This window comes from Olivibacter sp. LS-1 (assembly GCF_008245145.1).
Taxonomy (GTDB): domain Bacteria; phylum Bacteroidota; class Bacteroidia; order Sphingobacteriales; family Sphingobacteriaceae; genus Olivibacter; species Olivibacter oleidegradans.
Genome location: NZ_CP041643.1, coordinates 4,324,936 through 4,339,663, shown reverse-complemented (window position 1 = coordinate 4,339,663; position 14,728 = coordinate 4,324,936). Strand labels below are relative to the sequence as shown.

Annotated in this window: 13 protein-coding genes; 5 read left to right on the top strand and 8 right to left on the bottom strand. The window is 43.6% G+C overall.

The window, feature by feature from the left end; all coding sequences use genetic code 11:
* Positions 1–29 precede the first annotated feature (29 nt).
* From FKG96_RS17890 to FKG96_RS17875, 4 genes are read left to right on the top strand one after another with little or no spacing between them, the layout of a single operon-like run.
* Positions 30–2,765, top strand: a complete 2,736-nt coding sequence (locus tag FKG96_RS17890) for a DUF1553 domain-containing protein (RefSeq protein WP_149105739.1) — start codon at positions 30–32, stop codon at positions 2,763–2,765.
* A 6-nt stretch (positions 2,766–2,771) separates the two neighbouring features.
* Complete coding sequence (locus FKG96_RS17885) at positions 2,772–4,280, top strand: DUF1501 domain-containing protein (RefSeq protein WP_130855538.1); 1,509 nt, start codon at positions 2,772–2,774, stop codon at positions 4,278–4,280.
* A 20-nt stretch (positions 4,281–4,300) separates the two neighbouring features.
* Positions 4,301–5,221, top strand: a complete 921-nt coding sequence (locus FKG96_RS17880) for a sugar phosphate isomerase/epimerase (protein ID WP_149105738.1) — start codon at positions 4,301–4,303, stop codon at positions 5,219–5,221.
* A gap of 3 nt (positions 5,222–5,224) precedes the next feature.
* Positions 5,225–6,631, top strand: coding sequence for a c-type cytochrome domain-containing protein (locus FKG96_RS17875; RefSeq protein WP_149105737.1), 1,407 nt, complete (start codon positions 5,225–5,227; stop codon positions 6,629–6,631).
* A gap of 124 nt (positions 6,632–6,755) precedes the next feature.
* Here the strand turns inward: FKG96_RS17875 and FKG96_RS17870 are convergent, their stop codons facing one another.
* The 3 genes from FKG96_RS17870 to FKG96_RS17865 all read right to left on the bottom strand — a co-directional run bounded on the left by FKG96_RS17870 (position 6,756) and on the right by FKG96_RS17865 (position 8,406).
* Complete coding sequence (locus FKG96_RS17870; RefSeq protein ID WP_041387638.1) at positions 6,756–7,202, bottom strand: hypothetical protein; 447 nt, start codon at positions 7,200–7,202, stop codon at positions 6,756–6,758.
* A gap of 194 nt (positions 7,203–7,396) precedes the next feature.
* Complete coding sequence (locus FKG96_RS26810; protein ID WP_013667395.1) at positions 7,397–7,567, bottom strand: hypothetical protein; 171 nt, start codon at positions 7,565–7,567, stop codon at positions 7,397–7,399.
* 128 nt (positions 7,568–7,695) lie between these two features.
* Complete coding sequence (locus FKG96_RS17865; RefSeq protein ID WP_165446942.1) at positions 7,696–8,406, bottom strand: porin family protein; 711 nt, start codon at positions 8,404–8,406, stop codon at positions 7,696–7,698.
* Between the two features lie 94 nt (positions 8,407–8,500).
* Between FKG96_RS17865 and FKG96_RS17860 the strand changes: the two genes are divergently transcribed.
* Positions 8,501–9,478 (top strand): hypothetical protein, encoded by a 978-nt coding sequence (locus FKG96_RS17860; protein WP_130855542.1) that lies wholly within the window; start codon positions 8,501–8,503, stop codon positions 9,476–9,478.
* A gap of 76 nt (positions 9,479–9,554) precedes the next feature.
* Here FKG96_RS17860 and FKG96_RS17855 read toward each other — a convergent pair whose 3' ends face one another.
* The 5 genes from FKG96_RS17855 to FKG96_RS17835 all read right to left on the bottom strand — a co-directional run bounded on the left by FKG96_RS17855 (position 9,555) and on the right by FKG96_RS17835 (position 14,642).
* Positions 9,555–11,000 carry a bifunctional 2-methylcitrate dehydratase/aconitate hydratase gene (locus tag FKG96_RS17855; RefSeq protein ID WP_130855543.1) on the bottom strand — a complete coding sequence of 482 codons (1,446 nt, stop codon included), beginning with the start codon at positions 10,998–11,000 and terminating at the stop codon, positions 9,555–9,557.
* Positions 11,001–11,108: 108 nt separating this feature from the next.
* Complete coding sequence (gene prpC / locus FKG96_RS17850; protein WP_130855544.1) at positions 11,109–12,260, bottom strand: 2-methylcitrate synthase; 1,152 nt, start codon at positions 12,258–12,260, stop codon at positions 11,109–11,111.
* A 62-nt stretch (positions 12,261–12,322) separates the two neighbouring features.
* Entirely contained in the window at positions 12,323–13,204 is an 882-nt protein-coding gene (gene prpB / locus FKG96_RS17845) for a methylisocitrate lyase (protein WP_130855545.1), read from the bottom strand.
* A 393-nt stretch (positions 13,205–13,597) separates the two neighbouring features.
* Positions 13,598–13,783, bottom strand: a complete 186-nt coding sequence (locus tag FKG96_RS17840) for a hypothetical protein (RefSeq protein ID WP_130855546.1) — start codon at positions 13,781–13,783, stop codon at positions 13,598–13,600.
* Between the two features lie 145 nt (positions 13,784–13,928).
* Positions 13,929–14,642, bottom strand: a complete 714-nt coding sequence (locus FKG96_RS17835; protein WP_013667389.1) for a DUF1080 domain-containing protein — start codon at positions 14,640–14,642, stop codon at positions 13,929–13,931.
* Between the last annotated feature and the right edge of the window lie 86 nt (positions 14,643–14,728).

The window sequence follows — 14,728 nt, the reverse complement described above, 5'->3', positions numbered from 1 at the left end:
TAACCAATATGAAATAAACCGAGAAGAGCATGGTGGTATTCCATAGAAAAAAGTTGCTTATTTTACTTGCGGTAGCGGTAGTGCTTGTATTAATCGTGTTTGCTTTTCCGCATGAGGATCCGATTGATTTTAATACGCAGGTGAAGCCTATCATTAACAAAAAGTGCATATCCTGCCATGGAGGCGTAAAACAGCAAGGAGGTTTCAGTTTGCTTTTCGAGGAAGAAGCAATGGCTGCTACCAATAGCGGTAAACCGGCTATCATTCCCGGCAATCCCGACGGTAGCGAGTTTGTTAAGCGCTTATTGACAAAGGATGTGGAAGAACGTATGCCTTACAAACATGAGCCGCTAAGTGAAGAAGAGATAAGCGTTTTTAAGAAATGGATAAAACAGGGTGCGAAGTGGGGGGAGCATTGGGCCTACCTGCCCGTTACGGAAGTAGAAGTGCCTAGTAAGGGGGAGGATTGGGCACACAATGAAATTGACCGTTTTATTTACGAGAAGCTAGATGCTGCTGGCTTAAAACCGTCAAAGGAAGCCGATCGTGCTACCTTACTCAGAAGAGCAAGTTTAGATTTAATTGGCATGGCGCCCAAGTCGGCGCTTGCTGACGCCTATCTACGTGATCCGAATGCCGACAAAGCCTATGAGAAGTTAATAGATGACTTATTGAAATCGCCTGCCTTTGGCGAAAAGTGGGCCTCCATGTGGCTCGATGTAGCACGATATGCCGACACAAAAGGGTATGAATCAGACGGAGCACGTAATATTTGGAAATACCGCGACTGGGTAATCCGAGCATTTAATGAAGACAAGCCCTATGATCGCTTTATTACCGAACAAATAGCCGGTGATTTTTATGTGAATCCGACGGATGAGCAGTATATCGCGACGGCTTTTCATCGGAATTCGATGACCAATGACGAGGGTGGTACCAGTAACGAGGAATACCGCGTGGCGGCGGTTATCGATCGCGTCAATACGACATGGGAGGGGCTATTAAGCACTACTTTTGCCTGTGTACAATGCCACAGTCACCCTTATGATCCCATTAAGCATGATGAGTATTATAAGTTTATGGCCTATTTTAATAATTCGCGGGATGAAGATGTGCCGAGCGAATATCCTTTATTAAAACAGTTCGCTCCAGATATGGAACTGAAGTTGAAGTCCTTGACAAAATGGCTTAAAGAAAATGTTTCTGAACAAAAGGCCGCTGAGATCTATAAGTTTCTAAAAACGGGACAACCGACAATCAATTCTACGACTACGGATAGTTTACGCAATGCGGTAATCGGCAATAATAACATTGCGCTTTACTTCCGTAATCATGGTGTTGCTCGGATTGCGGCAGTGGATTTGAACCGTGTTGACCAAATGATCTACCACTTTGCTTCCAAGGTGCCCGGCGGCCATATGCAGCTGCACCTGGACAGGCCGGATGGACCGGTTTTCGCTTCTTGGAAGGTGGAAGCTAAGGAGGGTTACCAGATTCAGGCAGTAGACTTCCCCATGCAACAAGGCGTACACGATGTATATATTACCTATCGGAATACAAGTAAAGGTAAAGGTGATGAGGTGTTAGTATTTTTTGATTGGTTTTACTTTAGTGATCAATTTCCCGGAAAAGGCAAGGTTGGTTATGAAGAACAAAAACAGACCTTCTGGACCTTACTGCAAGCACCTGCCAGTACAACACCAATTATGGTAGAAAATCCGACCAATAGGCAACGTAAAACCTTTGTCTTTGAGCGTGGTGCCTGGATATCGCCGGGAAAGGAGGTAAATGCCGATGTCCCGGCGGCATTTAAGTATGCCATGCCGAAAGGTGCACCGAAAAATCGGATGGGACTGGCGATGTGGCTCACGGATAAGCGCAATCCACTGCTTTCGCGCACGATGGTGAACCGTGTTTGGGAGCAACTTTTCGGGACAGGTATCGTGGAAACCCTGGAAGACATGGGTACACAAGGCATGGACCCGACGCATCGTGAACTGCTCGATCATTTATCGTGGCGATTTATGCATGACTATAAATGGAGTGTGAAGCGATTGGTGAAGGAGCTTATGATGAGTGCAACCTACCGACAAGACTCTAGGATCACTAAGGAACTCCTGGAAAAGGATTTGTTTAATAAGCTGTACGCCAGAGGACCACGTATGCGACTCAGCGCCGAGCAACTGCGCGACCAGTTTTTGTCGATCAGTGGCGTGCTCAGGACGGAAATGTATGGAAAAGGGGTAATGCCCTGGCAGCCTGAAGGTATATGGAATTCGCCATATAATAGCGCCAAATGGGAAAATGCAAAAGGGGAGGATCGGTATCGTCGGGCGGTATATACCTACTGGAAGCGTTCGGCACCTTATCCTTCCATGATAACATTTGATGGAGCACAACGTGTGGTGTGTAATCCACGGCGGATCCGCACTAATACGCCCCTACAAGCTTTGGTAACACTAAATGACTCAGTCTATATAGATCTCGCGCGTCATTTCGTTGATCGGATGCAACGGGAGGGGGGCGAGCAGGTTAACGATCAGATTGCAAAAGGTTATGAATGGATTATGTATAAGCCTATCCCGGCCGGAAAGCTGGGAATTTTATCCAAGTTGTATCAAACCGCTTTTGATGAATATAGAACACATCCGGATCGCATCGATTCTTTATTAGGGGAACAGGTTAAAAAGGATGCAAGCAGTGCAGCCTTATTGGTAGTCGCGAACACCCTATTTAACTTGGACGAAGTAATTACTAAAAACTAGGAATTTATGACACGGGACGAATTGAATTTACATCGGTTGCTAAAGGAGGCCAGTCACACGCAATTGCGGGCCTATACACGTCGACATTTTTTAAAGGAAAGTGCGATGGGGCTGGGAGCGTTAGCATTTGGCTCATTGCTGGGGAGCTGTAGTACGCAGGCTACGGGCGCTAAGCCGGTTGTCTTTGATCCGGCTCACCCATTGTTGCCGAAATCGCCGCCTTTTTTGGGGAAAGCTAAAAGCGTAATCTATCTACATATGGCCGGAGCACCATCGCAATTGGAGCTGTTTGATTATAAACCTGAACTGGAGAAGATGAACGGGCAGGATTGCCCGGAGTCTTTGCTGAAAGGGAAAAAATTTGCATTCATCACGGGAGTTCCGAAGATGTTGGGGCCGCAGGCTAAATTTGCCCAACATGGCGAAAGTAGGGCTTGGGTGAGTGAAAATTTACCGCACTTTTCGAGCGTAGTGGATGAAGTGACTTTTTTAAAAGCGGTGACAACAGACCAGTTTAATCATGCGCCTGCGCAGTTGTTAATGCATACAGGGAGTGCCCGTTTGGGGAAACCCAGTATGGGAAGTTGGGTTACCTATGGCTTGGGAACCGAAAATCAGAATTTGCCGGGTTTTGTGGTGCTCACCAGTGGTGGCAGTTTTCCGGATGCGGGAAAGAGCATTTGGGGGAGCGGTTTTTTACCTTCGGTTTATCAGGGTGTTCAGTGCAGAAGTGAAGGTGATCCGGTGTTGTTTATCAAGGATCCGAATGGGATGGATCGGGATTTACGGAAGGCAACTATCGACGCGATCAATGCGTCCAATGAACAGGAATATGCTTACTACAATGACCCTGAAATTTTATCGCGGATCTCGCAATATGAAATGGCTTTTCGCATGCAAGTAACTGCGCCTGAAGTCATGAATATTGATAATGAACCGCAATATATTCACGATATGTATGGCACGCAACCCGGGAAAGCTTGTTTTGCCAATAACGTACTGCTGGCCCGCAAGTTGGTGGAGAAGGGGGTACGCTTTGTGCAGCTTTTCGATTGGGGCTGGGATGCACATGGCGACGGACCGCAAAATTCATTGAACATCGGCTTGAAAAACAAATGCAGAAGCACGGATAAGCCGATTACCGCCCTACTGTTGGATTTGAAACAAAGGGGACTATTGGAAGATACCCTGGTTGTTTGGGGTGGAGAATTTGGCAGAACCCCCATGCTGGAAAATCGAAACGGGGCCACGAATCCTTACAATGGACGCGACCATCATACGGAGGCATTTACCATTTGGATGGCGGGAGGCGGTATCAAAAAAGGATTCACCTATGGCGAAACGGATGAAATTGGTTATAGCGCGATTAGTGGTAAGGTAGAGCCCTTTGATATACAAGCTACTATTTTGCATCAACTGGGTTTTGACCACGAAAAATTTACGTACGACTTTCAGGGACGGCCATTTCGACTCACCGATGTTTTCGGAAAGGTTATCCATGATATTATTGCTTAGCGATTTAATGATAGATAACGATGCCGCATAATCGACGACATTTTTTAAAAGCCGCAACGGCTGGTTTATTTTTGCCAATGGAAGAACTTTTTGCCGATTTATCCGTGCCGGTATTATCAAAAGCCGGTTATTCGCTGACTTTTATGGCTACCGACTGGGGTTTTCAAGGGGGTGTTGAGAACTTCTGTGCAGCAGCAAAAAAGGACGGCTATGATGGTATCGAGGTATGGTGGCCGAGTAGCGCAGAGGCACAAAAACTGTTGTTTTCGGCACTTCAGAAGCACCGGCTGGAAGTGGGATTTCTATGTGCAGGTAGCGGGCCGGACAGCAAAGAGCATTTGGCAACCTTTTGCAGGCAAATTGACGCGGCTTCCGGTAATGGATATCAACGTCCACTTTATATCAATTGCCATTCCGGGAAAGATTATTTTACCTATGAAGAAAATGCGGCTTTTATTGATTATACCGTTAAGAAATCGAAAGAAACGGGTATCCCGATTTACCATGAAACCCATCGTGGCCGAATGCTGTTTGCCGCACCTGTAGCTCGAAATTTTATAGAGAAGCACCCTGATTTACGCTTAACCTTAGATATTTCACATTGGTGTGTTGTTCATGAGAGTTTATTGGACGATCAGGCAGAAACCGTGCAACTGGCCCTCCAACGTGCTGATCATATTCATACGCGCATTGGCCATGCAGAAGGTCCACAGGTAAATGATCCGCGCGCACCTGAATGGAAAGGGGCTGTGGAGGCTCATCTTCGTTGGTGGGACCAAGTCGTTTCGCGTAAGAAACAAAAGGGTGAGCCGATGACCATGCTTACCGAATTTGGCCCCCCGGATTATTTGCCGACCTTGCCTTATACCCGACAGCCTTTAGCCGATCAATGGGCCATCAATGTTCATATGATGCAGCTACTACGCAAACGATACGAATAGACCATGCAGCTTCTTACCATTCAACAACTTATTGGCCATTTTCATCCGGTACTTGTCCACTTACCTATTGGCATATTAATCTTAGGTGTACTATTTCATTTATTGAGTGCCATAAAGTCTTATGCCTTTCTTCGTACAGCCGTTCCGTTAATTTATTTGCTGGGAGCGATTGGAGCGATTGTATCCTGTATTAGCGGCTATTTATTATCCCAAACGAGTGATTATGATGCAAAATTGGTTGGCTTACACCAATGGTTCGGAATTGCTGTAGCAATTGTTGCGATGCTATTGTATGGGTTGATGAAATATCCTGTTAAAGAGCCATTGCTTCGCCTGCTGAGTGTTACGTTATTAATAGGTATTACCATAACGGGACATTATGGAGGATCACTTACCCATGGTTCTGACTACCTGGTTGCGGCGCTAAAGGGTGAACCAGCTAGCAAGGAAGCCATCCCGCCCGTTCCCAATATTCAACAGGCAAAGGTATATCCGCAGCTCGTTGAACCATTGCTTAAGAACCGCTGCTACAGCTGCCATGGCGGAGAGAAGCAGAAAGGTAAGCTTCGGGTGGATACGAAGGAATTTATGGTAAAAGGAGGGGAAGCCGGTTCTTCTCTTATAGAAGGAAAGGCGGATGAAAGCGAACTTATTAAACGTCTATTACTACCATTGGATAATGAAGATCATATGCCGCCAAAAGAAAAGGCGCAGCTAACGCAAGAAGAAATTGCATTATTAAAATGGTGGGTTAACCAAGGCGCCGATATCCACAAAACGGTCGCGGAATTGAAACCTAAGCCTGAAATGAGCGCCATACTTGCGGCCTTTCAATCGGGCAGTGCAAAAAACAAAGAGGTGCAGAGCGATCTGCTAGCCAAAGAGGTAGATGCGGCTGATGCGGGCACACTCGAAAAACTGAAAGATGCAGGTGTGGTGGTATTGCCCATCCACCAAAACAGTAATTACTTATCCGTAAATTTTGTTACGACCGATGTGACGCCCGCTTTACTGGAAGAAGTAAAAAAGCTAGCTAAACAGTTAGTTTACTTGGAAGTAGCTTATACATCACTAAATGATGAGAATACGAAAGTATTAGCCTCACTTGAAAATCTTTTACAGCTTAATTTGAGAGGCACGGCGATTACAGATAAAGGATTAATCAATCTGAAAGATTTAACGCAGCTAAATTTGCTTAATTTGGTAGAAACAAAAATAAGTGCCACAGGCTTGACCTCCTTAAAGGGACTTAAAAACCTAAAAAGCATCTATTTGTATAAAACGTCAGTAGACCGAAACGGATTGGCAGCTTTAAAGAAGCAATTCCCCCAGGCATCGCTTGACACTGGGGGCTATTATGTGCCTACATTAGCAAGTGATACAATGATGGTGAGTATGCCTGCCCGTTAATTCTAAAATCTGTTAATCTTGGCATAACCTGCTTCCAGCTCCATCCTGTTTAGGTTGAAACGGAAAATCTGAAAGTGCGAGATAGGGTAGGCTTATAAGCAGAACTAATTAAAAATATAGCCTGTTATTTCAGGCTATATTTATAACTTCTACCATGTTTGGTAGCTTGAATGAAATCATTCTTTAATAAATAGGAGAGACGCACGGCAACTGCTTTTTCGACCTTATAAGGATCTGCTTCCGGTTGTGCTTGATTTAAGACTTCCAGAATATCATCCTTATAACCTGATCCGATTTTTGTAAGTGCATAACTGATCTTTTGATCAAGCTTGCTATTTACGTTGAAATTTTCCTGAGGAGCCAGGGCTTTACCTGCTGTCTTTCTCTTTTTTGTTGCGTCGTCTGTATCAGGTGAATCGCTTTTGATTCGATCATTACCTAAATTAACCGACTTAGATTGAGCAATTGCATTGATCGTGACTTCAATACTTTTAAGTTCCTCTTTAAGCTGTTGTTGTCGCAGCTTTAGAAATTCAACTACTTGTTTCTCTGTTATACTTTCAGCTTTCATTACTATGTCTTATGATTTATAACAAAAATATAACTAAATTTTAACATTTTAAAATATTATAAAAGTTTAGCTGTCACGATTATAGCTTCACTTATGTTTATTAATGGTGACATAAATGAAGACATCGTGATATTTTATATTATAAATTGAATATAGCGATGAAATTGTCTTTACTTGTATGTTAATAAATGGAATTAATTTGGGAGGGCCGCTCTCCTTGTAGCTAAACCGAAGTCGTTCGAGTGAAACGCATCATTCAGTTCGATTGACATGATGGCCAACTCCAATAGATAAAGTTCGTTTTTAATGTTTTCTCTTCTTTTGATAAGAGACTCCAGTTCTTGGTGGTTTTGAGTGTTAGGCATGACTGTGTTGTTTTAATAGAACAAACGTAAGAAACGCTTTCTTATATGAAAAAAAATTACACATACAGCGCTATACACATGACGAACACGCCTGTGGCTTACATGAATGAAAAAACAGGTCTTGCTAACTAATTTAGCGGAAGCGCATAGCCGATGCTTAATGTGAATATTCTATTCTTGCCTTCGGGGCCGACAATAGTGGAGGTTAAATTGCCTTCATTGTCTACGCGTTGTATCTCCCTGGATTTGTAAAGCGTTTTGAAACCCCAAGAAAAACGGGCATCGAGCACTAAAAAGCCATCGTTGAATGGAAATTCAATTCCGCCACCAATGAGCGCACTCCAATCGGTACGGTTAAAGCGATTGTCGAAATCAGCGGATCTATTGTAGCTTTGAATTCGAGGTTCATCACTTTCCAGTTTTTCTCTACCACCTAAAGCATAGGAAAAGGAAGGTCCGGCGTTAAAGTAATAGCGTGTGCCAATTCCAAAGTCGAAGCGGGCAAGTAGCGGTATTTCCAGGTAATGCAATGTACTCTTTTGTTGGATGGTCAAGGCTTCATTCATGGTACCGGAAGAAATATGATCGGTTCGGTTATTGCGCATGCTATAATTTATTTCGGGTTGCAGGATAAAAGTTCGTAATTCATCCAATGCGATATTGAGACCGACGCCTGCAGAAACACCCGGCGAGAAGCGTTGGTTACTCAGGTTCGAAGAGGTTTCGCCGAAGTCATACGTGTTAGCGTTTAGGCCAACTTGTGGAATAATATAGATTTCTTGAGCGAGGCATCGGATATTAATCAGTAAAATCGAAAGTAAAACTATTTTTTTGATCATTGATTTATAGATTTGCAAATATTTAGGTAACAATAATAGTGTTTCTTTTGTTTTGTTTACCCGATGAATAGACATTGTTTCGTAATTTTATATTATGTATTTTAAGCTAGCTATGCTATTGAGATTTTCGAAGTGCTTTAACGTTTTTCTTTTCCTCTTAAATCTGATTTTTTTATTTTCTTGTTCTTCTCCCGCTGCGAACAAGCAAGCCTCAACCGATGAGGAAGAATTGGAGCCGGGCCGACCGTCTTTTACACCGATTGCGGGAACGGATTTTTTTGAGGTTCGGAGAGCTTTTGACAATGGCTTGGCTTTTGACACCTTGGGTTTTGAACAGGAGCCGGTATGGCATCTGAATTTCATCAGCAATGACTCTGTCAAAATTTTTAGTCCGGATAGCAATGCCATGCTGCATTACTCAATTTATTTTGATCAGGATTCTATCTTCCACTTTGGAAGGGAATGGTTTCGAGTACGTAGTTTAGCAAAGGATAGCTTGCTATTGCAACGCCTGACGGTGGTAAGCAAGCATGTGAAGGAAGCGCGATCCAATGTATATATGAAGCTTTACTCGGCACGCTTTATCCGCGATAGTTTAAAAACAACAGTAGAAGAATTAAGAAAGCCACGACCGAATGATACGGCTTTTATTCAATGGCGGTCCAATATTGCAAATGCAAACCCCACGGTCATTGATAGCGCTTTTGCTGCACGTAATCCGGTGCAACTGATACCGAAGAATCCGAATATAACTGTTAAAAGGCGTATATTCAGTGAAACAGAACGGTTAAACCAGAGTGCTGCCTATGCATATTTGTATCCTGAATATGATATTGTAATCAATAAGGCATATAAGGATTTTTACTATCCGTTCTCGGTACTCGTAGATGGGAGAGGGGATGTCCATCTTGGAAAGTTTGTGACCAGTGATGAGTTTGTGGAATCCAGGAAAAAAGTTTTGGAAGGAATTATCAACGTCTATTTGAAAAACCTATTAACAATTAAACCGGGCACGACCTTGGGGATACCGCATACCAGCTTAATTATGCTAAGGGTGAGGGGGATAGAATAATGGAATAAAAATCCGGTTCACGGATAAAATCAACATGAACCGGAGGCAAAATCCTATTTTAAATTAAGGCGACGAATTAAAACGTAATTAAATCCACAAAACCGGAGACAGGTATATCAACTAATTTTTCCAGATTGAGTGATTCTTCAAGAATTTTATCTTGCTGCTTCTTCGCAAAGATTCGCGCTAAGTTTGTTTTATACTTTGCAATTAACAGGGGGATTCCCTCTTCTCGTCGCCGTTTATGTCCAATTGGATATTCAACAACTTCCTCGCCAAATACCATGCCGTCTTTACAGGTAATTGTCAAGGCATTGGCGATCGAACGTTTATTCGGGTCGTGGTAGTCTTTTGTAAATTGAGGATCCTCTAGTGTGCTCATTTTCTCACGGAGCGCGTCTATCCTTGGATCGAATGCGATGTCATCTTCATAGTCTGCTGCCGTCAATCTTCCAAATAAAAGCGGAATGGCAATCATATATTGTAAGCAATGATCACGGTCGGCCGGATTGTGTAAAGGGCCCGATTTATCGATAATACGAATCGCCGCTTCATGCGTGCGGATTTGGACCTTTTCAATATCGTCAGCTGTTTTTCCGGCCGCTTGTAGCTTCCGAAAAAGTGTCATGGCTGCTTCCACTGCCGTCTGTGCGTGAAATTCTGCCGGGTAAGAAATCTTAAATAAGACATTTTCCATTACATAACTTCCATATGCTCGCTGAAACTTAAAGGCTTGTCCCTTAAACAAAACATCGTAGAAACCCCAGGTTTTGGCAGTCAACGCCGAGGGATAGCCCATCTCGCCCGTGCGGGCGATCAATGCCAAACGGACTGCGCGTGAGGTAGCATCACCGGCTGCCCATGATTTTCGACTCCCGGTGTTAGGTGCATGGCGATAGGTACGCAAGGATTGGCCGTCTACAAAAACCAGTGAAATGGCGTTTGTAAGTTCTTCACGACTTAAACCTAATAGATGGCCGACAACAGCAGTAGACGCCAATTTTACTAAGACCACGTGATCTAGTCCTACTTTGTTAAAGGAGTTCTCCAAGGCGATAATGCCCTGTATTTCATGGGCCTTAATCATGGCATGCAATACATCTTTGATGGTAAAAGGCGATTTGCCCGTCGCAATGGACTCCCGGCTTAACCAGTCGGCGACCGCTAAGATAGCACCCAGGTTGTCAGAGGGATGGCCCCATTCAGCTGCCAGCCAAGTATCGTTGAAATCGAGCCACCTAATAATCGTTCCGATATTAAAAGCTGCTTGCACGGGATCTAGTTGATAAGGAGTACCAGGTACCTTTGCCCCATTCGGAACGATGGTGCCTTTTACAATAGGGCCCAAAAGTTTAGTACAGGCCGGATAAGTGAGGGCTTCAAAGCCACATCCCAGCGTGTCTAGAAAACAATGATAGGCTGTTTGAACAGCAAGATCACTCGTGATTTTATAATCAAAGACATAGTTAACCATGTCAGTAATGACTTGATCTACAGGTGGACGTATGTTAGAATGGTGCATTTTTTAAAGTAAAAAGTAAAAAGTAAAAAGTAAAAAGTAAAAAGTAAAAAGTAAAAAGTAAATTTTACTAACAACTAACAACTAACAACTAACAACTAACAACTAACCTTACCGTTTATCAAGTGGCACAAAGGCTCTGTTTTCCGGTCCGATATAATTGGCGCTGGGGCGGATGATTTTACCGTCCAACCGTTGTTCAATAATGTGGGCGCTCCAACCACTCACTCTTGAAATAACAAATAAGGGCGTGAAAAACAAAGTAGGGACGCCCATAATATGATAAGAGACGGCAGAGAACCAATCGAGGTTGGGAAACATTTTTTTCTTTTCCCACATCAGGGTTTCGATTCGCTCCGCTATCTTATACAGTTTGAGATCGCCAACTTCTTCCGATAGCGATTTGGCTACTTTCTTAATAACAATATTGCGTGGATCGGCAATGGTGTACACGGGATGACCGAAGCCGATGATCACTTCTTTTTGTTCCAGTCGAGCTTCAATATCTCTTGCCGCTTCTTCTTCATTGGGATACCTACTTTGTATGTCATACGCCACTTCATTGGCACCTCCGTGTTTTTGACCACGTAAAGCACCAATGCTTCCCGTAATGGCCGAATAAATATCCGAACCGGTACCCGTGATAACCCGGCCGGTGAAGGTTGAAGCATTAAACTCGTGCTCGGCGTAGAGATTTAAAGAAATCTGCATTGCCTTAATCCATGATTCGCTCGGTTCTTTTCCGTGTAAGAGATGTAAAAAGTGTGCGCCAATACTGTCGTCATTCGTTTCCACCTCGATGCGTTTGCTGTTGTGCGAATAGTGGTACCAATACAGCAACGCAGAAGGGTAGGAGGCCATTAGTTTGTCGGCGATATCTCGAGCACCCGAGATGTTATGATCGTCTTTTTCGGGCGATATGGTGCCTAAAAGAGAAGTGTACGTACGGAGGATATCCATCGGGTGTGCCGCAGCGGGAATCTGTTCCAATACATTTTTTGCAATAATGGGCAAGCCACGCAAGGCTTTTAATTTCGCCTTGTAGATATTAAGTTCTGCGGCATTTGGCAATTTTTCATGGATGAGCAGATGAGCGACCTCTTCAAAAGAGGCACCCTCTGCGAGATCTAAAATGTCGTATCCCCGATAGTGGAGATCATTACCGCTTCGTCCGACGGTGGATAAGGCTGTATTTCCCGCTAGGACGCCTGATAAGGCAACTGACTTTTTTGGTTTAAATGGTTGGTTCTCTTCTGTTGTCATAATTATGGGTTTTTCATGTTTATAGGTGACGATAATGCTGTCTCAGCCAAAATTACAGCTCTTCATGTCTTTTTGAATAGCTTATCAAGTTTCGTCTCGAAATCATAATATCCAATACTTTGATAAAGTTCCTCCCGTGTTTGCATATCTGCTATGACCGCTTGCTGCGAACCATCCTGCAGCAAATGTGTATACACTTTTAAGGCCGCTTTATTGGCCGCCCGAAAAGCGGATAAGGGGTAAAGAATAAGACGAACACCGGCGGCATGCAATTCAGCAACTGTCCATAAGGGTGTCATACCAAATTCGGTTATATTGGCTAATATAGGCAAACCGCTCGCTTTGGCGAATTCTGCGTATAGCCGGATTTCGTGTACAGCCTCTGCAAAAATAAAGTCGGCCCCGGCCTCTTGGTACTTATTTACTCGATCTAGTGTTCTTTCAATTCCTTCTGTCGCAAGCGCATCCGTGCGTGCACCGATCAGGAAGTTGGGATCAGTCCGCGCATCTACGGCCGCTTTTATCCGATCGACCATTTCGTCTGTACTCACGACTTCCTTACCTGGGCGATGGCCGCAGCGTTTGGCTCCTACCTGATCTTCGATATGAAGGGCAGCCGCGCCGGCCTTAATCAAGGACTTTACCGTACGGGCAACATTAAAGGCCGAAGGTCCAAACCCCGTATCCACATCCACCAACAAGGGCGTGTCGGTAACATTGGTAATCCGATTGACATCAATTAAGATATCTTCGAGGTTGGTGATTCCTAAGTCAGGAATGCCTAAAGAACCTGCAGCTACACCACCTCCTGATAAATACAATGCCTGAAAACCAGCTTGTGTAGCCAATAAAGCATGATTGGCGTTAATAGCGCCGGCAATCTGTAAAGGTCTATTCTTTTCCATCGCTTCTTTAAAGCGTAATCCCGCAGAAGAATTGTTCATAATAGGGTGTTTAAAAGATTGGCCACCGAACACAAGGTAAGGTGGCCAAACAAGTTACAAATTTTATTTAAGAAGCGTATAAGCTAATTATAATTGTCAAGAATTTTACGCTTATAAAAGGAACGATTTTTTTAATCAACTTTTTTCATCACTCGTTAGTTTTTAAAGGCATTTAACTTTTGGTTTGATCCAAAAGTTACAAAAGATCAAGGCTGTGTAGGCTACCTCGCAACCGATGGCAAAGCATTCGTGGCGCGTATTGGAGCCGTTTCACTTCCTCAATCCGCTTGTGTGCTGCAAGATGAACAGGTGTGCAAATGCTATACTGCTCGTTGCTTCGGTATCCTCCAAGGCCGTTCTTCCGACGCACAAGTCTATAGTACTAAGCTAAGGCTAATACGTCGGGTTAAAAGTAGAAGCCTTCCGTTCTGCTGAAATATCGCCTAGGAAATTTGCGGTTTGCACGTTACGTTGAGGCACTACCTTTAAAGCAAAGTTCCAAGCGATGAGTTTATTCGCGTTCTGTCCATTTTTGGTACTCATGAGCTCCCTACGGTCGGTTTTGGTTACTTTTTTCATCACTCGTTCGTTTTTAAAGGCATTCAAGCTACTTCGTGGTCAGCGGAAGAAAGTGACAAAAAAAATCGTTCTTTTAATCTAAACACCTTCATCTATATGTTAAAGGCGAAGCTGACCAACAGGGATTCACCGAAGGTAATCCCTGTTATAACTGCTTGATTTTGATGTTTCTGAAAGAGACGACATTCCCATGATCCTGTAAGGCAATTTTTCCTTTAGGATACTTGGCAAATCCTTCCCAATCGTGGAATTTACTTTTGGCAATCAATTGATTCCATTCTTCAGAACCTTTTTTGACATGAGCAGTTTGTACCCCGTTTAACCACAAAGTAATTTCTCCTTGATTATACAGAATACGCGCTTGGTTCCATTCGCCAACCGGCTTTGGTTTGGAAACGTCAGGTCCTCCGATTAAATCGTATAATGAACCTGCTAAGTGATTGGGAATAAAGCGATCACCCGCATTGATGTTATCCAATACTTGCATTTCTATTCCTGTTTGGTAAGTTGCACCATATTTTGGATCTTCATGGATACCAAATATAACACCACTGTTTCCGCCGTCACTTATTTTCCACTCCAAGGTCAGATCGTAATTTTCATATTCGGCGTCGGTTACCAAATCGCCTTTTTCCGCCTTATCAACGGTTGGATCGAAAACTAAGGCACCGTCTTTGACAGACCATGCGGCAGTGGCCTTGTCTTTTTGATAGGTGTGCCATCCTGTAGTGGACTTTCCATCAAATAGAAGCACCCATCCATCTTTCTTTTCTTTAGAGCTTAAGGCATTTGGCTTTTGCGCAAAGGTAGCTGTAGCCAGGAATAAACAGGCACAGATACTTAGTGAAATCTTCTTCATTTGTTTTTTCTTAATGTTTTTGTTGTTCTTTAGTTCTGATTCGTTTACTGTGGTTAACTGTTAAAACGTTTTTGCGCAAGATATAA

Excerpts from the sequence above, each read along its gene's own strand:
- FKG96_RS17880 (WP_149105738.1), top strand. The coding sequence starts at position 4,301 with ATGCCGCATAATCGACGACATTTTTTAAAAGCCGCAACGGCTGGTTTA.
- FKG96_RS17885 (WP_130855538.1), top strand. The coding sequence starts at position 2,772 with ATGACACGGGACGAATTGAATTTACATCGGTTGCTAAAGGAGGCCAGT.
- FKG96_RS17835 (WP_013667389.1), bottom strand. The coding sequence starts at position 14,642 with ATGAAGAAGATTTCACTAAGTATCTGTGCCTGTTTATTCCTGGCTACA.
- FKG96_RS17890 (WP_149105739.1), top strand. The coding sequence starts at position 30 with ATGGTGGTATTCCATAGAAAAAAGTTGCTTATTTTACTTGCGGTAGCG.
- FKG96_RS17840 (WP_130855546.1), bottom strand. The coding sequence starts at position 13,783 with ATGAAAAAAGTAACCAAAACCGACCGTAGGGAGCTCATGAGTACCAAA.
- FKG96_RS26810 (WP_013667395.1), bottom strand. The coding sequence starts at position 7,567 with ATGCCTAACACTCAAAACCACCAAGAACTGGAGTCTCTTATCAAAAGA.
- FKG96_RS17865 (WP_165446942.1), bottom strand. The coding sequence starts at position 8,406 with ATGATCAAAAAAATAGTTTTACTTTCGATTTTACTGATTAATATCCGA.
- FKG96_RS17875 (WP_149105737.1), top strand. The coding sequence starts at position 5,225 with ATGCAGCTTCTTACCATTCAACAACTTATTGGCCATTTTCATCCGGTA.
- prpB (WP_130855545.1), bottom strand. The coding sequence starts at position 13,204 with ATGAACAATTCTTCTGCGGGATTACGCTTTAAAGAAGCGATGGAAAAG.
- FKG96_RS17870 (WP_041387638.1), bottom strand. The coding sequence starts at position 7,202 with ATGAAAGCTGAAAGTATAACAGAGAAACAAGTAGTTGAATTTCTAAAG.
- prpC (WP_130855544.1), bottom strand. The coding sequence starts at position 12,260 with ATGACAACAGAAGAGAACCAACCATTTAAACCAAAAAAGTCAGTTGCC.
- FKG96_RS17855 (WP_130855543.1), bottom strand. The coding sequence starts at position 11,000 with ATGCACCATTCTAACATACGTCCACCTGTAGATCAAGTCATTACTGAC.
- FKG96_RS17860 (WP_130855542.1), top strand. The coding sequence starts at position 8,501 with ATGTATTTTAAGCTAGCTATGCTATTGAGATTTTCGAAGTGCTTTAAC.